This is a genomic window from Uliginosibacterium silvisoli (genome assembly GCF_036017035.1).
GTDB lineage: Bacteria > Pseudomonadota > Gammaproteobacteria > Burkholderiales > Rhodocyclaceae > Viridibacterium > Viridibacterium silvisoli.
The window spans coordinates 1,038,300-1,059,801 of sequence record NZ_JAYXHS010000001.1 but is presented as its reverse complement, the minus strand read 5'-3'; the positions used below and the strand labels follow the sequence as shown (position 1 = coordinate 1,059,801).

Annotated in this window: 22 protein-coding genes; 14 read left to right on the top strand and 8 right to left on the bottom strand. The window is 62.8% G+C overall.

Features of this window, described 5'->3' with window-relative positions:
* Positions 1–47: 47 nt before the first annotated feature.
* Complete coding sequence (creD, locus tag VVD49_RS04875; RefSeq protein ID WP_327598008.1) at positions 48–1,412, bottom strand: cell envelope integrity protein CreD; 1,365 nt, start codon at positions 1,410–1,412, stop codon at positions 48–50.
* A gap of 263 nt (positions 1,413–1,675) precedes the next feature.
* Between creD and VVD49_RS04870 the strand changes: the two genes are divergently transcribed.
* Positions 1,676–2,320 carry a PEP-CTERM sorting domain-containing protein gene (locus tag VVD49_RS04870; protein ID WP_327598007.1) on the top strand — a complete coding sequence of 215 codons (645 nt, stop codon included), beginning with the start codon at positions 1,676–1,678 and terminating at the stop codon, positions 2,318–2,320.
* A gap of 156 nt (positions 2,321–2,476) precedes the next feature.
* Here VVD49_RS04870 and VVD49_RS04865 read toward each other — a convergent pair whose 3' ends face one another.
* Positions 2,477–3,286: a siderophore-interacting protein gene (locus tag VVD49_RS04865; protein ID WP_327598006.1), complete on the bottom strand. Its 810-nt coding sequence runs from the start codon at positions 3,284–3,286 to the stop codon at positions 2,477–2,479.
* Positions 3,287–3,378: 92 nt separating this feature from the next.
* Between VVD49_RS04865 and VVD49_RS04860 the strand changes: the two genes are divergently transcribed.
* Together VVD49_RS04860 and VVD49_RS04855 are read left to right on the top strand one after the other, a co-directional pair.
* Entirely contained in the window at positions 3,379–3,846 is a 468-nt protein-coding gene (locus VVD49_RS04860) for a MarR family winged helix-turn-helix transcriptional regulator (protein WP_327598005.1), read from the top strand.
* A 79-nt stretch (positions 3,847–3,925) separates the two neighbouring features.
* Positions 3,926–4,333, top strand: a complete 408-nt coding sequence (locus tag VVD49_RS04855) for a DUF6892 domain-containing protein (protein ID WP_327598004.1) — start codon at positions 3,926–3,928, stop codon at positions 4,331–4,333.
* A gap of 159 nt (positions 4,334–4,492) precedes the next feature.
* Here the strand turns inward: VVD49_RS04855 and creC are convergent, their stop codons facing one another.
* Genes creC through creB form a run of 3 tightly spaced genes read right to left on the bottom strand, consistent with a single transcriptional unit; the run spans position 4,493 to position 7,108 of the window.
* Positions 4,493–5,923 (bottom strand): two-component system sensor histidine kinase CreC, encoded by a 1,431-nt coding sequence (gene creC, locus VVD49_RS04850; protein ID WP_327598003.1) that lies wholly within the window; start codon positions 5,921–5,923, stop codon positions 4,493–4,495.
* Positions 5,920–6,408: a GNAT family N-acetyltransferase gene (locus tag VVD49_RS04845; RefSeq protein WP_327598002.1), complete on the bottom strand. Its 489-nt coding sequence runs from the start codon at positions 6,406–6,408 to the stop codon at positions 5,920–5,922. Before VVD49_RS04845 ends, creC begins: the two co-directional genes overlap by 4 nt.
* Position 6,409: 1 nt before the next feature.
* Positions 6,410–7,108 carry a two-component system response regulator CreB gene (gene creB / locus VVD49_RS04840; RefSeq protein ID WP_327598001.1) on the bottom strand — a complete coding sequence of 233 codons (699 nt, stop codon included), beginning with the start codon at positions 7,106–7,108 and terminating at the stop codon, positions 6,410–6,412.
* 262 nt (positions 7,109–7,370) lie between these two features.
* Here creB and VVD49_RS04835 point away from each other — a divergent pair, with 262 nt between their 5' ends.
* Complete coding sequence (locus tag VVD49_RS04835; protein WP_327598000.1) at positions 7,371–7,676, top strand: hypothetical protein; 306 nt, start codon at positions 7,371–7,373, stop codon at positions 7,674–7,676.
* 81 nt (positions 7,677–7,757) lie between these two features.
* Here the strand turns inward: VVD49_RS04835 and VVD49_RS04830 are convergent, their stop codons facing one another.
* Together VVD49_RS04830 and gntR are read right to left on the bottom strand one after the other, a co-directional pair.
* Complete coding sequence (locus VVD49_RS04830) at positions 7,758–8,219, bottom strand: hypothetical protein (protein ID WP_327597999.1); 462 nt, start codon at positions 8,217–8,219, stop codon at positions 7,758–7,760.
* 196 nt (positions 8,220–8,415) lie between these two features.
* A complete protein-coding gene (gene gntR / locus VVD49_RS04825; protein WP_327597998.1) occupies positions 8,416–9,432 on the bottom strand; it encodes an HTH-type transcriptional regulator GntR in 1,017 nt (338 codons plus the stop codon).
* A gap of 226 nt (positions 9,433–9,658) precedes the next feature.
* Between gntR and VVD49_RS04820 the strand changes: the two genes are divergently transcribed.
* From VVD49_RS04820 to mnmG, 5 genes are all read left to right on the top strand, one after another.
* Positions 9,659–10,207 (top strand): gluconokinase, encoded by a 549-nt coding sequence (locus tag VVD49_RS04820; protein WP_327597997.1) that lies wholly within the window; start codon positions 9,659–9,661, stop codon positions 10,205–10,207.
* A 31-nt stretch (positions 10,208–10,238) separates the two neighbouring features.
* Positions 10,239–10,742 (top strand): TRAP transporter small permease, encoded by a 504-nt coding sequence (locus VVD49_RS04815; RefSeq protein WP_327597996.1) that lies wholly within the window; start codon positions 10,239–10,241, stop codon positions 10,740–10,742.
* A 3-nt stretch (positions 10,743–10,745) separates the two neighbouring features.
* Positions 10,746–12,023: a TRAP transporter large permease gene (locus tag VVD49_RS04810; protein WP_327597995.1), complete on the top strand. Its 1,278-nt coding sequence runs from the start codon at positions 10,746–10,748 to the stop codon at positions 12,021–12,023.
* 185 nt (positions 12,024–12,208) lie between these two features.
* On the top strand, positions 12,209–13,222 hold the full coding sequence (locus tag VVD49_RS04805; protein WP_327597994.1) for a TRAP transporter substrate-binding protein: 1,014 nt from the start codon (positions 12,209–12,211) through the stop codon (positions 13,220–13,222).
* 463 nt (positions 13,223–13,685) lie between these two features.
* Complete coding sequence (gene mnmG, locus VVD49_RS04800) at positions 13,686–15,605, top strand: tRNA uridine-5-carboxymethylaminomethyl(34) synthesis enzyme MnmG (protein WP_327597993.1); 1,920 nt, start codon at positions 13,686–13,688, stop codon at positions 15,603–15,605.
* Positions 15,606–15,715: 110 nt separating this feature from the next.
* Here mnmG and VVD49_RS04795 read toward each other — a convergent pair whose 3' ends face one another.
* The gene (locus VVD49_RS04795) at positions 15,716–17,938 is read right to left on the bottom strand and encodes a patatin-like phospholipase family protein (RefSeq protein WP_327597992.1); all 2,223 of its coding nucleotides are present in this window, start codon (positions 17,936–17,938) and stop codon (positions 15,716–15,718) included.
* A gap of 271 nt (positions 17,939–18,209) precedes the next feature.
* On the opposite strand from VVD49_RS04795, the gene rsmG reads away from it, so the two are divergent.
* The 5 genes from rsmG to VVD49_RS04770 are packed head-to-tail and all read left to right on the top strand — an operon-like array spanning position 18,210 to position 21,485.
* Complete coding sequence (gene rsmG, locus VVD49_RS04790) at positions 18,210–18,836, top strand: 16S rRNA (guanine(527)-N(7))-methyltransferase RsmG (RefSeq protein ID WP_327597991.1); 627 nt, start codon at positions 18,210–18,212, stop codon at positions 18,834–18,836.
* 10 nt (positions 18,837–18,846) lie between these two features.
* Positions 18,847–19,617 (top strand): ParA family protein, encoded by a 771-nt coding sequence (locus VVD49_RS04785; RefSeq protein WP_327597990.1) that lies wholly within the window; start codon positions 18,847–18,849, stop codon positions 19,615–19,617.
* Between the two features lie 18 nt (positions 19,618–19,635).
* The gene (locus VVD49_RS04780; protein WP_327597989.1) at positions 19,636–20,493 is read left to right on the top strand and encodes a ParB/RepB/Spo0J family partition protein; all 858 of its coding nucleotides are present in this window, start codon (positions 19,636–19,638) and stop codon (positions 20,491–20,493) included.
* A gap of 7 nt (positions 20,494–20,500) precedes the next feature.
* Positions 20,501–21,172 (top strand): HAD-IA family hydrolase, encoded by a 672-nt coding sequence (locus VVD49_RS04775; protein ID WP_327597988.1) that lies wholly within the window; start codon positions 20,501–20,503, stop codon positions 21,170–21,172.
* Positions 21,162–21,485, top strand: a complete 324-nt coding sequence (locus VVD49_RS04770) for a cupin domain-containing protein (RefSeq protein WP_327597987.1) — start codon at positions 21,162–21,164, stop codon at positions 21,483–21,485. Before VVD49_RS04775 ends, VVD49_RS04770 begins: the two co-directional genes overlap by 11 nt.
* Positions 21,486–21,502 lie beyond the last annotated feature (17 nt).

Genomic DNA, 21,502 nt, shown 5'->3' with positions numbered 1-21,502 from the left:
ATAGGCGTATCAACAACGCCCTCCGTGAAGAGGGCGTGAGACCTACCTCATTCGTACTGGTGCTCCTCGATCACCCTGGGGGTGACCGGCCGCTCGGCGAGGAGTGCATGCCAATCCACCTTGCGCGTGCCGAGCATCACCGCCGCCAGCAGGGCGAAGATCAGCAGCGAGCCCATCAGCAGCGCGTTCTGCTCCGACAGCAGGATCACGTAGAGCGCGCCATACAGCGCCCCGAGCCCTATCGTGAAGCCCAGTGCCAGCCACTTGCTGCGCAAGAGATTGATCGAGTAGATCCCGATGAGCAGGACGCAGGCGCTCGAAGCAATGGCGTAGGCCCGGCCGAAGCCAAGTTGCTCGGACAAGGCCAGCAGCAGCAGGAAGAAGATCAGCAGCGCCGCGCCGATCAGCAGGTAGTGCAGGGGATGCAGGCGCAGGCTGCGCAGCAGCTCGAACAGCAGGAAGCCGCCGAGCGTGATGCCGACGAAAAGGCTGGCGTACTTGCCGGCGCGATCGGACATGACGTAGATATCGACGGGCTCGATCAAGGAAACGGAGAAGCTCTCCGCGCTCTGCGGCCGGCCATCAGGCGCCGCTTTCCAGCTGGTGCGCGCATTGGTGGCGAGCGACGACACGCGCCACTTGGCATCAAACCCGCCATTGCCGACATGACTTTCAGTAGGCAGGAAGCGGCCACCAAACGATGGATGTTTCCAGGTGGAGTTGAGCGCCGCGGTGCTCTCGCGACCGAGGGGCACGATATTGAGAGAGTCGGTACCGACCAGTTCCAGATCAACATCGAATCGCGCCGTGCTGCCCAGGCTGGCCAGCACACCGCCAACCACCGCATGCGCGCCAGGTGTCGCACTGCCGGCGCCGGTACCCGGCTCGACATTACGCACGACATCATTGAGCTTCATCTCCAGCCTGCGTATGCCACGTGGGTCACTGATGCCCAGCACCATGCGCGCCGGTCGCAACTCCAGTGCCGAATCGGCCTTGTTGCGTGGCAGGAGTTCGGCTGCCGGCATCGCGAAATCGCCGCTGAGCCTGCCGTTCAGGATGTAGCCATTCACGCGGAACAAGCCACGCCGATGCGGATCGGTGGTCAGCATGCCTGTCAGATCGGCATGCGCAGGCAGTACTTCGAACTGGTGCTCGACGCGCCGTGATTCAACGCGCGTGAGCTTGGTGCGCTCGTCGGTGATGGTTTCCTGATAGCGCTCGACATACGGAATCACCAGCGTGACGCCGGCAATCGTCTGCTCGGCCGCGAGGCTGTTGGTGATGGATGCGCGGGCCTGTGCGAGGTTCTGCAGACGGTCATTGACGACCGAGCGCAACAACATCCCGGCGACCAGCAACAGCAAGCCGACGGCGCATACCGTCAGCATTTTCGACGCAAAGCTCTTCATGACTTTCTCCCTGGTTGTGAACGACGAGGGAGAGATTGCGCGGTGCCTGTGGGTTGCTGATGAGGATGGCGTGAGCGCCGTGTGAAGGAAACGTGAAGTCGCACCAGCCGGATCGTGCAGTGCATCACGCTGCCACTCAGGGCCTCGCCAACTTTCTGACAGGTGCATATAACATCACCCGAACCAGCCTGGCGGGGGTCAGGCATCGATTCCCATCACAAGCGGCCTCCTCAAACCCAACTCAATAACAAGAAAGCCATTTCATGAAAAAAACACTTCTGAAATTACTGGTCGGTGGAATATTCAGCGCGTTTGCAGCGCAGTCCTTTGCTACCGTCGTCAGCATTTCCTCATACGACATCAGCAATGCCAGAACCAGTGGTTTTGGCGGCTGGGCGCATTACTACAATGGCGCCATCACGCCTACCGGCGCCACGGCCAGCTACAAGGGAGGCAGCGGCACGCTCAATGACGGCATTCAGGGGACCTCGGTAAACAATACCGAGCTGTTCTACACGTCAGATGCTGCCGTGATCACCCTGCATCTGAGCGCGGCATCGGCCATCGACACCCTGACCCTTTTCAGCTTTGGCGGCGGTGGCAACGGCATTCCCGGCAACATCACCGGCTTTGATGTGACCATCAACTCGATCACCCAGTCTTTCCTGTCGACAGCCTTCGGTAGCTTCAGCGAGAACGAACGGGTAGCGCTTGGCAACTCCTTGCTTGCAGGTCTGGTGAGCGACACGATCACCTTGTCGAACTTCAAGACGACGGGATCGTGGGCAACGCACTACTCCATTTCGGAAATCGTGCTGGACGGCAACGCTGTCCCCGAGCCTGCGTCGTTGGCGCTGGTCGGGCTGGGCCTGACGGGCCTGCTCGTAAGTCGTCGCCGCAAGGCCTGATCAACTGACCCGGCGTGTGGCGTGCTTCCATCAGCACGTCGCCCCGGGTGATCAACGAAATTCCGGACGAGGACGCCACGGGACCAGGCTTTGCCGATGCGTCCCCTGCGTGTGCGGAAACTCCCGGCCAGGGGCGGGCGTCTTTGGCGCTCTGCCTTACTCGATCTTGCCGTGATGGCCCTTCTCGCCTTGTTTCCAGTACGCAGATGCCTTGACCTGATGCTTGTCGAGGCCCTGCTCTTCGATCAGCACCTCACGCACCGCCGTGATCGTGGCGGACTCGCCCGCGGCCCACGCGAAGCCCTCGCCAGCGGGTAGCTGCAGCGCACGCACGGCTGCCACCAGTCCACTTGCTTCTTGCTGCACCAGCCATTGCACCTTCACGTTTGCCGCACTCGCCAGGGCACGCTGATCTGCGGCATCGCCAGTTTCAACAATGACAATGGCCTGCACACTTGTCGGCAGTTCTTCAAGCCGGCGAGAGATGGCGGGCAAGGCCGTCTCGTCGCCAATCAGCAGGTGCCAGTCGTAGTCGACGGGGATCACCGTCGAGCCGCGCGGCCCGCCGATGCCGACTTTCTGACCGGGCTTTGCTTGGGTTGCCCATTGCGCGATCGGGCCGTCGCCATGCAATGCGAATTCAATCGTGATCTCACGGCCTTGCGTGTCGAAGCGGCGCGGCGTGTAGTCGCGCATCACCGGCCGTGCGCCCTCGGGAAACTTCGGGCCCTCCGGGCCGAGTACTGGCAGCGTCAATTCGCCATCCGGCGTGGCGGGCAGCATGAATTTGACGTGATCGTCGAACGAGGCGCTGACGAAGTCGTGCAGGTCTTCGCCGCGGAAATCGACGCTGACGATGTGTGGCGTGATGCGCTCGACGCGTAGCACTTCGAGCTGGCGGAACTTCGGCGTGTGGCGGATACGCTCCGGGCGGCGTGTTGAATCAGGGCGTGTTGCGCTGGTCATTGCTGTTTCTCCTCGCTGCTCACGCAGCACATGAAATGGTTGATACAATCAACCAATATTGAAACAACAAGTTGATACTGTCAACCAATATCATGCCCGACCGGACCGAAGACGTCATCGACCAGCTCCACGCCCTCATGCACCTGTTCAAGGATCGCATGCGCCAGGCGCTCAACGTCGATGGTGGCGGGCTAGGCCCGACGGAAGCGCGTGCCCTGCGCTTCTTCTCGCATCACCCCGGCAGCACGCAGCAGGATCTGGTGGCACACAGCGGCCGCGACAAGGCGCAGATCACGCGCATCGTGCAGCAGCTCATGGAGCGCGAGCTGCTCGCGCGCGAGCCCGATCCGAACGATGGCCGCCGCTTCAACCTGCAGCTGACGAAGAAGGGCCTGGCCCTGCAGGAAGCCATGCACACCCAGCGCAAGAAGCTGGCAGCGGACATGCTGCGTGATTTGAGCAAGGATGAGCGGCAGCAACTGGGTGGCTTGCTTGAGCGCATGCGCGAGAGCGCGGAAGGCTCATCGACCGCAGCAAGTGAGCGCATCGCATCTCGTTGAAGCCACGGGTCTGAACGGTCTTCAGATTTCTATAACAGGATTCGCCAGTACGTCTGGCGCCACAACAAGGATCGTCGTCATGTACCGATTCCCCGACCACAACCTCACGCTGGTTGTCGTGAACCAGCTACTCGAGACCGGGTCGTTCGTCGCCGAACTCGAGCAACTCAAGAGCATTCCCGCGATCCGCGCCCGCCTCGATGGCGAATCAAACTATGGAGAAACGATCCCGGAGATGGACGCGTTTTTCCGCAAAGTCGAATTGACGGATGAAGATCTCGCGCAGGTAACCGAGCTCTGGTTTGATGGCGGGGACGACATCTACCACCTGATACGACCATTCTGGAGCGGGGCCGATGACGACTTCGACGTGCAGTCCGTTGACGGTTTCGAAAAGCTCCCGAATCTCAAAACGGTCTATCACAACGCCATGGTGTCAGAAGCAGAGGTGGACCGGTTTCGGGTTGCTGGTATCGAGATCGAGTAGTACGCGGGGTGGGCAACCCACCGCAAGCCAGTTGGCATACCAATGGCGGGTTGTCGCCGTTCTTTGCCAAACTCGCCCGAAGCCGGCGAGGCGTTATCAACGCTCGATCTGGATCCCGGCCTTCGCCGGGATGACGGACATTTCTTCGGGACTGGTATCTCAGACTGACGCGGGGAGCGTCAGCGTGGCGACTGCACCCCCGTCACCGTGATTGGCCAGCGCCACACTTCCCCCATGCAGCACTGCCACCTCCTGCACGATGGCCAGCCCGAGGCCGGAACCCTTGCTGCCATCTGGCCGTGGCAGGCCGTAGAAGCGCTCGAACAGGCGCGGTAGGGCGTAGTCCGGAATGCCTGGCCCGGCGTCGCGTACCGACAGGGCGATGCGTTCACCAGCGCGCTCAAGACTTACGCTGATCGTGCTGCCAGCAGGCTCCTGGTCCAGCGCGTTGTCGATCAGATTGCCGATGGCCAGCGCCAGCCGGTCGCGTTCGCCGCGCAAATTTCCGCAGGCGGGCAGGTTGCCTGAAAGGGTGACACCTGTTGCTTCGGCGCGCCCCTGACGTGTCGCCAGGACCTCGCTGACCAGCTCCGCAAAGTCCAGCGTCTCGGCATGATCGAGCGAGCGCCGCGCCTCGAGTTGCGACAGCGCCAGCATGCGTTCGATGCAGGCCTGCATGCGCGCGCCCTGTTCCAGCACGTGGCTGGCAAAGCGCGTGCGGTCGGTTTCCGGTAGGTCGGGTTCGGCGAGGATTTCACCTGCGCCGCGCAGAGCCGCCAGCGGGCTTTTCAGTTCGTGGGTCAGTGCTTGCACATAGCGCTCAACATATTGCTTGCCGTCCAGCTCGGCGCGCATCGCGTCCATGGCCAGCGCCAGTTCGCTGAGTTGCTTGCCACCGCCGGTGGGCGGCGTCACGCGTTTGCCCGCGGCCACGTCGCGCGCGTAGGTACGCAGGCGGCCGATGGAGCCGGTGAGCCACAGCGTCACGGCGAGACCGATGATGGCCGAACCGGCCAGCAGCCAGGCGCCGTCATGCAGGATGGCGCGCTCGGCGCGCGCGATGATGGGTTCGACCGTCGACACCGGTTTGGCAATCGTCAGGACACCGATGATTTTTCCATTGTCGAGAATCGGCGCCGCCACATTGAACACATTGGACTTGTCGTCGGCTGGGTCGGTCCGCGTCGAGCGCGCGCCGTACTCGCCCATCAGCGTCTTGTAGACGTCGTTCCACTTCGAGTGATCAAGCCCCTCGGCAACGTGATCCGAATCCAGCCGCACGATGCCCTTGTCGTCCGTCACCAGCACGCGGAAGTCGAGGGACTGTTTGCGGAAATGCCAGATCGGCGCGTCCACCGTGCGATGCCGATACGCCTCGAGATTCTTCGCGAAGGCACCGTCAGCGATGTGGCCGTTCTTCAGGTCCTCGGCCGCCAGCACGGCCAGCATGTTGGCGGAATCGACCATCACCTCCTCGATCGTCTCGCGCACGCTGGGCCGCACTTCATTGACGAAGATACGCAGCACGAAGAACGCGGCAAGGCCGAGCACCATGAAGTAGCCGAGCAGGACGCGGAGGGGTAGGTTCATGTGGGCATTGCTCCCTCACGCGCCGAAGTTTCGCCGACAAGCCTCATCGGCACGAAGACGACGCCATTGCGCTCGACCTGCTCGCCTGCCACGAAGAAGCCGAAGCGTTCGTACATTGCTACGGCGGACAGACTCGCGTTGACGGTGACATCACCTGCATCCAGCAAACGGTCGCGCCCGTTTTGCCACAGCAAGCGTGCGATGCCTTGTCCTCGAACTTCTTCTGCAATGAAGAGATGAAAGATGTGGCGTCTGTCGCGCACGCCGAATGCGCCGATCACGGTGTCATCCAACTCAGCGACAAGATACGCATGACGTTCGCCAAGCAAGTATTGGCGTATCGCGTCCGGTGAGGCGGCGAGCATGAACGCCTTGGTGCCGCGACCATCGGGATGCGCAAAGAAGGAATACCGTGACTGCATCACAAGCGCGCTGATGGTTTCAGCGTCCTGCCCGATACCGGCGCGCACATGTACCCGATCCATCTCAGGCCGGGCTCTTGTCGAACGAGTACCCCATACCCCGATGCGTAAGGATCGGGTCCGCCTCCGGCGCCGCCGCACGCAGCTTGGCGCGCAGGGTCTTGATGTGGGTGTCCACCGTGCGGTCGGTGCTGTCACGTTCGTTGCCCCACACGGCGTCGAGCAGTTGCTCGCGCGAGAAGACGCGGCCGGGCTGGCGCATCAGATGGCGCAGCAGCAGGTATTCGAAGCGGGTAAGTGGCAAGGGTGTGCCGCACCAGCAGACGCGTGCGCCGGGTTCGTCGAGCACGAGCTTCTCCGGTACAGCGGTCGTACTCGTGTGGCCGTTACCGTTGCCGCCGTTGCGCCGCAGGATCACGCGCACGCGCGCCACCACCTCACGCGGGCTGAAGGGCTTGAGTACGTAATCGTCCGCACCGATCTCGAAGCCCAGCACGCGGTCGATCTCTTCGCTGTGCGCGGTGAGGAACATCACGGGCGGCGAAGCCGGTCGTGCTCGCAGGCGGCGGCACACTTCGAAACCGGACAGGTCCGGCAGGCCGACATCGAGGATCACCAGTGCGGTATCGGGCCCAATAGCAGCGAGTGCCGCTTCACCCGTCGCCACCCACTGCGGCGCATAGCCCTCGCTGCGCAGGGAGTAGCTGAGGGTGTCGGCGATGGCAGGTTCGTCTTCGACGATGAGGATGGTGGCTGAGGGCATCACGGCGTTCCGCTGGAGATGCGTGATCTTACTTTGCGTGAAGCTGCGCTTGATGTAGCTGCTCACGAGAGCCCCACAAGTCGCGGATTGCACAATTTATGGTGCACTGCGGTATAAATTTCATCTGCGGGTGTGCATCAGCGCGCCATCAGAATCGCCAAACCCAGTAAAGACGGGCCTGTCAGCACTTGTTCTGTTCTGGCATAGCCAATGCTTGATAAAACCAGTCAGGTATTCCTGAGTCATGTGGAGGCCCACGATCATGCCTCAACTCTCCAGAGCCAAAGCGGGCGCGGCGCCGGGTCAGATTGCCGCCGTTGCTTCCATTCCACTCACCCGGCTGGATATTGCGACGCTCGCTGCGGGGGCGACGGGGCATGCGGCTGACCACGCGTTGCTGCACAAGCTGCTGGCCAATGGCCTGTTGAGCCAGAACGCGCTTACCGGAAGTCTCGAACTTACGGATCGGGCGCGTGCCCTCCTCGAGCTGAACGGCTATACGTTCGACGCCAAGCTGGGCTGGCGTCTGGACATTGCGCGCACTGCACGCGCGCTACAGCTTCGCTAGCTGAAGCGCACGGTACGGGCCGCGTTTGAGATCCGGGGATATCTGTCCCCGTGACGGTGCGAAATACTGCGCCCGATATGCTTACTGCGACGCGACTGGTTTCTTGCAGACCAGACCCGGATTGCTCGCGCGGTATTCGGTCTCGAGCTTGAAAACCTGGGCGCGTTCGGCCTCCGACAGTGGCTGGTAGCCACGCCCCTGGGGCCAGCCGTAAGCCCAGCGGTAGGTGGTGGAGAACTGTGGTCCGCCGCCCGAGCGCACGCCGGCGTACATGAACTCGGCCAGAGCCTTGTTCTGCGTTGATTCGAGTACGCAGCTACGCAGGTCCTTGTCGGCCTGCAGGCGCTCTTCTGCGGTACCGCCGCGCCAGTAGGCGAGGTCGTGTGCGAGACAACAGCGACACCAGTCGCCCTGACCGACCAGTGCTCGGTCGGGGAACAGGCTGCAGCCATCGGTGGAGAAAGCGGCGATCTGACTCTGCGCGAGTGCGCTGGCGCAGGCCGCCGTCATGACCAGGGTAGCAAGGATGGAGTGTGCTTTCATCCGTCTGGGTGGGAGAGATCCTTGGTGCTGCTCAGGATAGCGCAGACGAGCTGGCGTACCTGCAAGCCTGCTTCGACACCACATGTCGTCCAGAGCAACGTCGCTGGACTCCTGCTTTCGCGGGAATGACGAAGGCATGTTCGCTGTGGCGGCTCTTGTCAGGCCCGGCGACCATTCGCATCGCGTGCAGCTTCCCTCATGTACTTTGCCGCTCCACCAGCCGGCATTCGAGCTCGATGCTCGATTGCGCTGGCACCTGGCCGTTCATGAGTTGCAGCAGCATGCGTGCGCCTTGCTCGCCGATCTCGAGGCGCGGCGTGTGCACCGTGCTCAGCGCCGGCACCATCTGGTCACTGCCGGCGAGGTCGTTGAAGCCGGCGATGGCGACGCGGCCGGGCACTCCCAGGCCGAGCCGATGCGCGGCGAGCAGGCCGCCATGCGCGAGGTCGTCGTTGTTGAAGAACACGGCGTCGACTTCCGGATGGGTGCGCACCAATTCTTCAAGCAGTCGGCCGCCGAGCGCCATGGAAGAGCGCTCCGGGCTGAGCAGTTCGAGGCGCGCGTCATAACAACCGGCGGCCTTCAGCGCCGAGCGATAGCCCTCGGCGCGCTGCAGGGTGCGCGGGTCGAGCTGGGCGGCGGCGAAGGCGATGCGACGGTAACCGCGATCCAGCAGGTGCTGCGTCATGGCCGAACCGGAGGCGCTCTGCGAGAAGCCGACGCAGTGCACGCCGGGTGCGTCGGTCGTTTCCATCAAGTACACGCAGGGCACGCCGCTGCCGGCGATGAGCTGGCGCGCCGCTTCGGTGCGATCGAAACCGGTGACCAGCAGGCCGGCCGGGCGATGCGCGAGGTAGTTGCGCAGCAGCAGTTCTTCCTCGGCGGGGTCGTAGTGGGTGACGCCGATCATGGGCTGGAAGCCGGCCGGGTAGAGCACGCGGTGCACGGCTTCGAGCAGATCGACGAACAGCGCGTTGGACAGCATCGGCACGAGGATCGGTACCTGCGTGCTGCGCGACGAAGCCAGCGCACGCGCCGCCGGGTCGGGCACGTAGCCGAGTTGCGTCGCCGCTTCCTGCACGCGGGCAACCAGCTCGGCACCGACCACGCGGCCGCCGTGCAGAGCGCGCGAAGCGGTGATGCGGCTCACGCCAGCGGCCTGGGCGACGTCATCGAGGGTGATACGACCGGTGGAGCGACTTTTTCTGACCATGTTGTGAGGCAGGGCTGGATTCTGTTTTCAGAGGGATGGTGCCACGGCTGCGTGCATCGCTACGTGTTATCCCCAAGCGCAATTATCCACATACCTGACTAGGATAGCGCTATCCGATCATCACAACAACGCAGGAAAGCCCTGATTACTACCTCATGATCGCCCTCGAGCGGTTGAGGAAACGTAATTCAGGATCACCCTGCAGGTTCAACAGCACCTCAATTCAATGGATAGCGCTATCACTCAAAACACCAGATCTTCGCAAGTGCCCCCCAAGGCCTTGGTGGTCATGGGCGTGGCCGGTTGCGGCAAGTCGAGCTTGGGCGAGGCGGTAGCCGCGCGTCTGGGCTGGCACCTCATCGAGGGCGACGATTTTCATTCGGCCGAGGCCGTGCAGAAGATGCGCAGCGGCACGCCGCTGACCGATGCCGATCGTGAAGGTTGGCTCGACCGGCTGGGTGCGCTGCTGCAGAACGAGGCCGCGACGGGCGTCGTGCTGACCTGCTCGGCCTTGCGCAAGGTGTATCGCGAACGCCTGCGGGCTGCCGTGCCGGGCCTCAGCTTCGCCTTCATGCACATCGAGCAGGCCGTGGCCGAAGCGCGCGTGGCCGCGCGGACCGACCATCTTTTCCCGGCCAGCCTGGTGGCGAGCCAGTTCGCCACGCTGGAGTCGCCCACGGGCGAGGCGGGTGTGGTGACGCTGGATGCCACGCAAGCAATCGCCACGCTGGCGCAACAGGCCGAGGCCTGGATGACGCGCCCGGCCAGTAACTGAACACGACCAGAACAGAGAACGGAGACAAGCAATGACCCACACCCATGACGCACCCAAACACTGGGGGCGCACCTTGATCGAAGCCAGCATGGCCTTCAGCCTCGGGCTGATGGTGCTGGCCGTGTTCGTCAACGTCGTGTTGCGCTACGGCTTCGACACGGGCATCGCATTTTATGAAGAACTCTCGCGCTTGCTGTTCGTGTGGCTGGTGTGTATCGGCGCGGTGCTGGCCTCGGCCGAGGGCAAGCATCTCGGCTTCGACATGCTGGTCGCGCGCATGTCCGGCAAGACGTTGAAGACTTTCACTTTCATCGCCCAGCTGCTCTCCGTGTATTGCCTGCTGCTGGTTGTCAAAGGCTCGTGGGAACAGGTCAAGGCGGGCCTGCATTCGTTCAGCACGGTGATCGGCTATCCGCTGGCGCTGGCCGCCGCAGGCACGCTGGTGATGGCGATCGGCATGCTCGTCGTGCTGGCCCTGCAGATGAGTGGCCGCATGCAGGTCGTGCATCACGAAACCGACGTAGGGGTGGAGTGAGCGATGCTTGTCACAGTCATTTTTCTCTCCGTCCTGATCATCGGCATGATGATCGGCATGTCCATCGCCAACGCGCTGATCCTCACCGGCGTGGTGCTGATGTGGCACCTGGACTTCTTCGATTCGCAACTGCTCGCGCAGAACCTGCAGGCAGGTTTCGACAGCTTCCCGCTGCTCGCCGTGCCCTTCTTCATCCTCGCTGGTGAGCTCATGAATACCGGCGGGCTGTCACGCCGCATCATCGATCTGGCGCGTGCTTTCGTTGGTCACATTCCCGGTGGGCTCGGTTACGTGGCGATTGCCGCAGCAGTGCTCCTGGCCTCGATGAGCGGCTCGGCGATTGCCGATACGGCCGCGCTGGCAACGCTGCTGATCCCGATGATGCGTGCCCAGAAATACCCCGACAGCTACGCCGCAGGCCTGATCGCTTCGGGCGGCATCATCGCGCCCATCATCCCGCCGTCGATGCCCTTCGTGATCTACGGCGTCACCACCAATGTATCGATCAGCAAGCTGTTCCTGTCCGGCGTTTTCCCCGGCCTGATGATGGGCCTGTTCCTGCTCATCACCTGGTGGTGGATCGCACGCCGCCACCAGCTCTCGCCGATGGAACGCTTCAGCTGGGGCGAGCGCCTGCGTGCGCTGGGTCGCAGCCTGTGGGCGATGATGATGCCGGTGATCATTCTCGGTGGTCTCAAGGGCGGCATCTTTACGCCGACCGAAGCCGCCGTGGTCGCCGCCGTGTATGCGCTCGTCGTGTCGATGTTCATCTATCGCGAGCTGAGCGCACGCGACGTCTACCACGTGCTCGTTGCCGCCTCGAAGACCACCGCCGTCGTCATGTTCCTGTGCGGCGCTGCGACCGTCACCGCCTACATGATCACGCTGGCCGACTTGCCCAACCAGCTCGCCGCAGTGTTCGCGCCGGTGATGGGCAACCCGACGATCTTTATGGCGCTGATGATGCTGTTCCTGCTCTTCGTCGGCACGGCCATGGACCTCACGCCGACCATCCTGATCTTCGGTCCGGTGTGCGCGCCGCTGGCCATCAAGGCGGGTATCGATCCGGTGTACTTCGGCTTCATGTTCATCTTCGTTGGCTCCGTTGGCCTCATCACGCCGCCGGTGGGCACGGTGCAGAACGTGGTCGCCGGTGTTGGCCGCATGCGCATGGAAACCGTCATCAAGGGCACCACGCCTTTCCTGATGATGTACCTCGTCCTGCTGGTGCTGTTCACGATCTTCCCGCAACTGGTGCTCGGTCCGCTCAAATGGTTCTAGGAAACCCTGACAAAACGGGCTGCGCGCACTGGGGGCGTTGTTGGCTCGCTCGCCGTGCTCGAGCACTGCTCTGCGCGAGCCGCCTAGCCCGCAGCGCGCTCGCGCCATTTTGTCAGGGCCTCCAAACGCAATGACTTTGGCATTTTATCTTTTTAACTGACAACCGCCCGACCCAAGGAGACATCATGAAACTCAATCAACTCTTCGCTGCCATCGGCCTGTGTCTGCTGGCCATCGGCAGCGCCACCGCCGCCGACATCAAGCCGCGCCTGATCCGCTTCGGCTACGGCCTCGTCGAGCAGTCCAACCAGGGTCGCGCCACCAAGGTCTTCGCCGATGAGGTCGACAAGCTCTCCGGCGGCAAGATGAAGATCCGCGCCATTGGCGCTGCGGCGCTCGGCTCCGACATCCAGATGCAGCAGGCCCTCATCGGTGGCGCGCAGGAAATGATGGTCGGCTCGACCGCAACTCTCGTCGGCATCAGCAAGGAAATGGCGCTGTGGGACACGCCCTTCCTGTTCAACAACGCCAAGGAAGCGGACACCATCCTCGACGGCCCGATCGGCGAGAAGGTGAAAGCCAAGCTGGCCGACAACGGCATGGTCGGCCTCGTGTATTGGGAGAACGGCTTCCGTAACCTCACCAACAACAAGCGCCCGGTTGCCAAGCTCGAAGACCTCGACGGTGTGAAGCTGCGCGTGATGCAGAACACCGTCTTCCTCGACAGCTTCAAGACCCTCGGCGCCAACGCTGTGCCGCTGCCCTTCTCCGAACTCTTCACTGCGCTGGAAACGAAGACCGTCGACGGCCAGGAGAATCCCTACAACACCATCCTCTCCAGCAAGTTCTACGAAGTGCAGAAGTACCTGACCGTCACCAACCACGTGTACAGCCCGTGGATCGTCACCGTCAGCAAGAAATACTGGGACGGCCTGTCGAAGGACGAGCAGAACGTGCTGATGGAAGCCGCCAAGAAGAGCCGCGACTTCGAACGCAAGGACACGCGCGACGAAGCCGGCAAGGCACTCGCCGAGCTGAAGACCAAGGGCATGCAGATCAACGAACTCACCCCTGCCGAAGCTGCCCGCATGCGCGACAAGCTGACCCGTGTGAACGCCAGCATCGGCGCCGGTGTCGGCATGGAGTTGTGGAATGAAACGCAGGCCGAACTGGCACGTATCCGTGGCGCCAAGAAATGAAATTCATGTTGTACCCGCAGTAGCAGTACCTCGTTGTCTCCACTCCTTGGCCCCGCGAAAGCGGGGCTTTTTTCTTGTCAGGCCCCGAACTTGTGTCCTCTTCCGGGGCTCCTCGCACGTGACCGGGCGACGTGTTCCGCACGTCGTCATTCCCGCGAAAGCGGGAATCCAGTGACTTGGCCCAACGTCTCGAACGACGCTGGATTCCCGCTTTCGCGGGAATGACGGGGCGGGCGATGTCCTCCTCTGTCCCCTGTAGGAGCGGGCCATGCCCGCGACACCACACTTACAACAACGGTCAGTGCTGCATCGGAGCCAGCGTCGTCGCGGGCATGGCCCGCTCCTGCATCTGGCCTGGAAACCGTGCGCGAAGTGTTACAAACCCCTGTTTCAACTAGGATTCTTGCCCGCGAAGTCGTATCATTCCGCTCTTCCCCCGCATTTCCCGAAGTCGAGCCGCACCATGCCCACAGCCATCGCCACCACTTTCCCCGAGCGCTTCGACGTCATTGTCGTTGGCGGCGGTCATGCGGGCACCGAGGCTGCCCTGGCTGCGGCACGCACTGGCTGCAAGACGCTGCTGCTGACCCACAACATCGAGACGCTTGGCCAGATGAGCTGCAACCCGTCCATCGGCGGCATCGGCAAGGGCCATCTGGTGAAAGAAGTCGACGCGCTTGGCGGCGCCATGGCCGAGGCGACGGACGAGGGCGGCATCCAGTTCCGCATCCTCAACGGCAGCAAGGGCCCGGCCGTGCGCGCGACGCGTGCGCAAGCTGATCGCGTGCTCTACAAGGCGGCCATCCGCAAGCGCCTCGAAAACCAGCCGAACCTCACGCTGTTCCAGCAAGCCGTTGATGACATCGTGCTGGAAGGCGATCGCGCCACCGGCGTCATTACGCAGATGGGCATCTGCTTCCATGGCAAGACGGTCGTGCTCACCGCCGGCACCTTCCTCAACGGCCTCGTGCACATCGGCCTGCAGAATCACTCGGCCGGCCGCGCGGGCGATCCGCCATCGATCACGCTGTCGCATCGGCTGCGCGAAATGTCGCTGCCGGTCGGTCGCCTGAAGACCGGCACGCCTCCACGCATCGACGGCAAGACCATCGACTTCTCCGTGATGAAGGAACAGCCGGGCGACACGCCCGAGCCCGTGTTCTCCTTCCTCGGCTCGCGCGAACAGCACCCGCGCCAGCTGCCGTGCTGGCTGACCAACACCAACACGCGTACGCACGACATCATCCGCGCCAACCTCGACCGCTCGCCGATGTACTGCGGCGTCATCGAAGGCGTCGGCCCGCGCTACTGCCCGTCCATCGAAGACAAGATCCACCGCTTCGCCGACAAGGACAGCCACAACATCTTCCTCGAGCCGGAAGGGCTGACGACGCACGAGTATTACCCGAATGGCATTTCCACCTCACTGCCCTTCGACGTGCAGCTGGAGACCGTGCACTCCATCAAGGGCATGGAAAACGCGCACATCCTGCGTCCCGGCTACGCCATCGAATACGACTACTTCGATCCGCGTAACCTGAAGAGCTCGCTCGAAACGAAGAGCATCAACGCCCTGTTCTTCGCCGGCCAGATCAACGGCACCACGGGCTACGAAGAAGCCGCCGCGCAAGGCCTGCTCGCCGGCCTCAATGCCGCACTGCAGGCGCAAGGCAAGGACGCCTGGTGCCCGCGCCGCGACGAAGCCTATCTCGGCGTGCTGGTCGACGACCTCATCACGCGCGGCGTCACCGAGCCGTACCGCATGTTCACCTCGCGCGCCGAATACCGCCTCAGCCTGCGCGAAGACAACGCCGACCTGCGCCTCACCGAACACGGCCGCCGTCTCGGCCTCGTCGACGACCGCCGCTGGGACGCCTTCTGCAAGAAGCGCGACGCCATCGCCACCGAAGTCGAACGCCTCAAGACCGTATGGACGCGCCCGCAAGCGCTGACGGAAGAAGAAATGCAAACGGCATTCGGCCAGCCGCTGGAGCGCGAGTACAACTACTTCAACCTCCTGCGCCGCCCCAACGTCACCTACGCGCAGCTCATGGCGCTGAGCGGCTCACCGACCGACGTGCTGATCGACCCGCAAGCTATCGAGCAAGTCGAAATCTCGGCGAAATACCAGGGCTATATCGACCGCCAGCTCGACGAAGTCGCCCGCACCGCCGCGCAGGAAAACACCCGTCTGCCAGCCGACTTCGACTACAACGACGTGCACGGCCTCTCGAAGGAAGTGCAGCAGAAACTCAACCAGCACAAACCCGAAACCATCGGCCAGGCCTCACGCATCCAGGGCATCACGCCTGCAGCGATTGGCATCCTGCTGGTGTGGTTGAAGCGTGGTGAGTTGCTGGCCAAGAGCGACGTAGCAGCGTAGGGCGGAACGCCTTTGGCGGGTCCGCCAGCCGCCCTTGGGGGGGCTCCAAGCAAGGCATGCGGATGCCAAACCGGCGGAAGAACCTCTTGTGGAGTTCCGCCCGGCTTTACTTACTTGATGAACCCCAGATAGATGTACCCGGCGAACTGCCCGCCGTTGAAGTTCGACCAGCCCAGGCCCGTGTACAGCGGCCCCATGAAGGTGTCGATGCCGAGCCAGACGGAAGCCGACGGGATCCATGGCGTGCTGGTGCCAGTGAGTGTCTGGTTGTACATGCGGCCGGTTTCCAGCGATGCGCCGAGGTAGGTGCCGCTGCCGAGGCCGGTGGTAAGCGGCGCGACCTGACGGTAGCCCATGATGCGCATGAAATCGCTCTTGTTGCCGATCAGCTGGTTGTTGCGCAGGCCGGAGAGTTGCAGGAAGCCGCCAAGCTGGGTGTAGTCGGGGCCTGTGCCGTCGGAGGCGGAATGGCGTAGCGATAGCCGCGTAGTGGTGTTGTCCAGCGTGAAGGCGGCATCGCCGTTGAGCGTCAGCTCGCGCGAGTTGGCGCGACCGTCCTGCGCGGACGTGGCCGAGCCGATGCGGTAGCTGAGGTTGGCGAGATAGCCCCGGCGAGGGAAGCGCGGGTTGTCGAGCTGGTCGATGGTCAGGCTGGTCTGCAAGCCGTAGTCGCGCCCGTTCACACGCGTGCCCGCGCCGGAGCCCGTTTCGATCTCGGCCACGGTGTAGCGCGTGTAGGGTCCGATGCGCGCTTCGCCGAAACGCCCGAGCGATAGCCCGAGGTCAATGGCCGACATGCTGCTGGTGTAGTTGACGTCCCAGATGTGCTTGCCGTCCTGATCGTAGATCGGAATGCTGTCCGACCTGGCCGATGCGTTTGGCGCGATAAAAAAGGCCGAGCGCGCAATGGGCTGGAAGAACTCGGTGGACAGGCTGTTGTTCAAGCCGAGCTGGATGTCGTTACGCCATTGCGCGCCCCAGCGGTTGAGCCAGGTCATCTGGTAATTGCCAAGGAAGGAGATATCCGCCGTGCGATGCGTATCGAAGCGCAGCTCCGTACCCAGGCGCAGGTAGTCGGGCCCGACCTCGCGTTCGATCGGCGTGATGGTGGCAATTCTCTGGCCGCCTGAGTCGCGCAGGAAGTAATTCACCTGGTCGAACTCGCCGGTCTTGAACAGCTCGTCGAGTCTTTCCATCAAGCCTTTCTGCGTCTTGGGGAGGTTGTCGCCGCCGAGAGCTTGTTGCACGATTTCCTGCGGCACGATCTTCGTCTTGGCGACCTCGATACGGTCGTAGTCGGTGCGCAGGTTGGCGAGGTAGCGCTCGTTCAGCCGGGCATGCCAGCGCGCGTAGCTGGCTTCGTCGACCGACAGTTCGCGCAGACGCGTCAGCGTGCTGTCGTCGAGCTTGCTGGCGCGATCGATGATGGCCGGTGCCTGGCCGAAGCTGCCCGCCGTGAAGCCCGTCAGGTCGGGCTGGATCAGGATGTCGCGCTGGCCGAGCAGTTTGCGTTGCTCGATGACGTTGCGATTGGTCGTCACGTTCATCGATTGCGTGACCACATCCAGCAGGCTGTGAATGTCGCTGGCCTTGAGCGTAGGCGTGCCGACGTCGACGGCGATCACCACGTCGGCGCAGTGTCCCTTCAGGTCTTCGATGGGCAGGTTGCGCACGAACATGCCGTCGACGAGATAGTCGCCATCGAACTCGACCAGGTCGAAGACTCCTGGCACGGCCATGCTGGCGCGCAAGGCCAGTGACAGGTCGCCGCTCTCGAAGACCTTTGCGTCCCCGGTGATGAGATTTGTCGAAACTGCCTTGAAGGGGATTGCGAGATCGTTGAACGAAGTTGCGTAGGCGTCCTGCGTCAATTCGCGCAGGAAGCGCTCGATGTTTTGCGAGCCGATGGCACGGCGCGGCAGGTGCAGACCATCCTTGTCGAGGCCGAAGGTCACGTCGGCCAGATTCTTGTAGTCGTTGATCTTCAGTGAGTAAGGCAGGGACTGACGTTGCGGGCTGCCGTTGAGGATCTGGCTCCAGTCGGCATTCCTTACCCTGTCCGTGATCTCGGCCAACGGGCGTCCCGTGGCGTATATGCCTCCGACGAGTGCCCCGGCACTGGTGCCGGCAATGCAACTGATCGGGATGCGCAACTCTTCCAGCTGACGCAAGACTGCCAGATGCGCCAACCCGCGTGCACCACCCCCGCCCAGTACCACGCCGATGCGCGGGCCGGGTGCCGGTTCGATTTTCTTTGCGCTGTCCTGTGCGCAAACCGGCAGGGCACACAGGCCGGTGAGGAGGCTACAAGCGATGCGGCAAGACCAGTCCATGCGAATCCCCCTGCTGACGACGCCACTCCACGATGGCTCGAATTGTTGAAACACGCTGTCAGCATATCAAGGCGCAGGCCAAAGTTCTGCCAAAAGAAACCAGCGGAAAGTGCTCGTCAGCGGGCGTTATGTGCCTTCCTGTCGATTTCTGGCTCGCATGATGCTATTTTCGCGCCCTGCCTTCTGAATTCCACGCATCACGCGTCGCTGTCCGTCAGCCGCGTGGCTGACCAGCGCGGGCCTGCCCGTTGCCCGCCATCAAGGATTGAACGTGACATCCGCCCAGCGCCTAGCCCAGCATATTGCCGCCCTCAACCTGGACCTCGATCAGGTCGCGCGCGACAAGCTGCTCGCCTATGTGGCCCTGATCCTCAAATGGAACAAGGTCTACAACCTCACCGCGATCCGCGACGAGATGCAGGCCATCGACCTGCACATCGCCGATTCGCTGACCCTCGTGCCGCATGTCAGCGAGGACCGCATTGCCGACATCGGCGCCGGCGCCGGCCTGCCGGGCATCGTGCTGGCCATCTGCAAGCCCGAGCTGCAGGTCGAGCTGGTCGATACCGTCGATAAAAAATGTGTCTTCATGCGTCAGGCGGCGGGCACGTTGGGCCTCAAGAACGTCAGCGTGCACCACGTACGCGTCGAGAAATGGCAGCCATCGGCGCCGTTCCCGGCGATTTCATCCCGCGCTTTCGCGGAACTCGTTGATTTCGTGAGCTGGACCGACCATCTGCTGGCTCCGGGCGGCCGCTGGCTGGCCATGAAAGGCGTGTATCCTTCCGACGAGATCGCGCGCTTGCCCGCCGGGGTTCGGGTCAGCGAGTCCATCCCCTTGAAAGTGCCGGGCATGGACGTGGAACGTCACTTGATCATCCTTCAAAAACACAGTTAACGAGGCTGCGATGGCCCGCATTTTTGCAGTTGCCAACCAGAAGGGCGGGGTTGGCAAGACCACGACGACCGTCAATCTTTCCGCCGCGCTTGCCGCTCATGGCCAGCGCGTACTGCTCGTCGACCTCGACCCGCAGGGCAATGCCACCATGGGCTCGGGCGTGGACAAGCGTGCCGTGCCGGCCACTGTGTATGAAGTGCTGGTCGGTCTCAAGAAACTGGTTGACTCGCGCGCCCGCTCCGAAGCGGGTGGCTATGACGTGCTGCCCGCCAATCGCGAACTCGCGGGCGCCGAAGTCGAGCTCGTCGAGATCGAGAATCGCGAGAAAAGACTGAAAGACGAATTGGCCACCGTCGATGCCGACTACGACTTCGTGCTGATCGACTGCCCGCCTTCGCTATCGATGCTGACCCTCAACGGCCTGTGCTCGGCGCATGGCGTCATCATCCCCATGCAGTGCGAATACTTCGCGCTGGAAGGTCTGTCCGATCTCGTGAACACCATCAAGCAGGTGCACGCCAAGCTCAATCGCGATCTCAAGATCATTGGCCTGTTGCGTGTCATGTTCGACCCGCGCAGCACGCTGGCCCAGCAGGTCTCGGCGCAACTCGAACAGCACTTCGGTGACAAGGTCTTCAAGGCCGTCATCCCGCGCAATGTGCGCCTCGCTGAAGCACCCAGCCATGGCCTGCCCGGCGTCGTCTTCGACAAGGCGGCCAAGGGCTCGCAAGCCTATCTTTCCTTTGCTGCCGAGATGATCGAGCGCATCAAGACCGTTTAACCGTACGAAGATCCAATCGTGACACCACCGAAACTCAAAGGCCTCGGCCGCGGCCTCGACGCCCTGCTTGGCGGCGACACCCTTCCTGCTGACAACGTCGGCAATCTCACTACGCTGCCGGTGATGGATCTGCAGCCCGGCAAGTACCAGCCGCGCACGCGCATGGATGCGGGCTCGCTCGAAGAGCTGGCCGCGTCGATCAAGGCGCAGGGCCTGATGCAGCCGATCACGGTTCGCCCCGTCGGCAGTGGCCGCCACGAGATCATCGCCGGCGAGCGCCGCTGGCGCGCTGCGCAGATCGCCGAGCTGACGGAAGTGCCGGTCATCATCCGCGACATCCCGGATGAAGCCGCGCTGGCGATGTCCCTCATCGAGAACATCCAGCGTGAAGACCTCAACCCGCTCGAAGAAGCGCTTGGCATCCAGCGTCTCATCGATGAGTTCGGCATGACCCACCAGCAGGCCGCCGACGCACTCGGCCGTTCGCGCCCGGCGACGTCCAACCTGCTGCGCCTGCTGCAACTCGGCGAACCCGTCCGCGAGATGCTGATGGTGGGCGACATCGAGATGGGCCACGCCCGCGCACTGCTGGCCCTGCCAGCGGCCGAGCAGATCCTTGTCGGCAACCAGGTCGTTGCGAAGCGTCTGTCCGTGCGCGACACGGAAAAGCTCGTGTCGAGCAAGCTGGCACCGAAGGATGAAAAGACCGTCAAGCGCGCTGCAGCCAGCCAGGATCTGCTGCGCCTCGAGACCGACCTTTCCGACAAGCTCGGCGCAACGGTGAAGATCAAGGCCAACAAGAAGGGCGCCGGTTCGGTGACCATCGATTTCGGTAGCCTTGATCAGCTGGATGGTTTGCTGGAGCGTCTCAAGTAAGCGCCACATGAGCGACCTGTGCGTCATCTTCGATCTCGATGGCACGCTGGTTGATAGCGAGGGCTTGTGCAATCAGGCCTACCTCGATCTGCTGCCACAACTGGCGGGGCACGGCATTACGCTCGATGAGCTTGTCCTGCGTTTTCGTGGTCGCAAGATGGCGCTTATCGTCAGTGAGCTGGAGCAGATTCTCGGCACGACGCTGCATTCGGACTTCGTTCCCGAATACCGTCAGCATGTCGCGCACCTCTTCTCTACCTGTCTGCAACCGATGCCGGGCGTGCCGGAGATGCTGGCGCAACTACGCTCGCCCTTCTGCATTGCCTCAAGCGGCCCGCTCGCCAAGATCCGTGATGCGCTGACCGTTACCGGCTTGCTGCATTTTTTCGAGGGCCGTATCTTCAGTGCTTACGAAGTTGGTTCGTGGAAGCCGGACCCCGGACTCTTCCTGCATGCGGCGCAAGCCATGGGTACCGAGCCGGGGCGTTGCGTCGTGGTCGAAGACAGCCCGGTGGGCGTGGAGGCTGCGCAGGCGGCAGGCATGTTCGCCTTGCAGTACCTGCCTGGCACCGAAGAGGCGCATCCTTACGCCACGCTATTCAACGATATGAGCTTGCTACCGACATTGCTGCATCAGCGGGTCATGCACCTGCATGAAGGAGCGGGTCTTGAGTCCTGAAGTCTTCAACCTGCTTGCCAGCCTGCCCGCCACCGGCGACAGCGAAGACTTCCAGACGCTTCTCGAAACCGACCTCGTGCGCATCGAGCGCATCGTGTCGGACGGCCAGCGCAGCGAGCCTGACTTCTGGTACGACCAGCCGCATGACGAATGGGTCATGCTGGTGCGCGGCGAGGCGGTGCTGGAGTTCGAAGGCGGCGAGATGCGTGAGTTGCGCCCGGGCGACAGCGTCAACATCCCCGCGCGCTGCGCGCATCGTGTGGCCTGGACTGGCCCGCGCACCGTGTGGTTGGCGATTCACGTCTTCGGCTGAAGACACGGCAAACATGG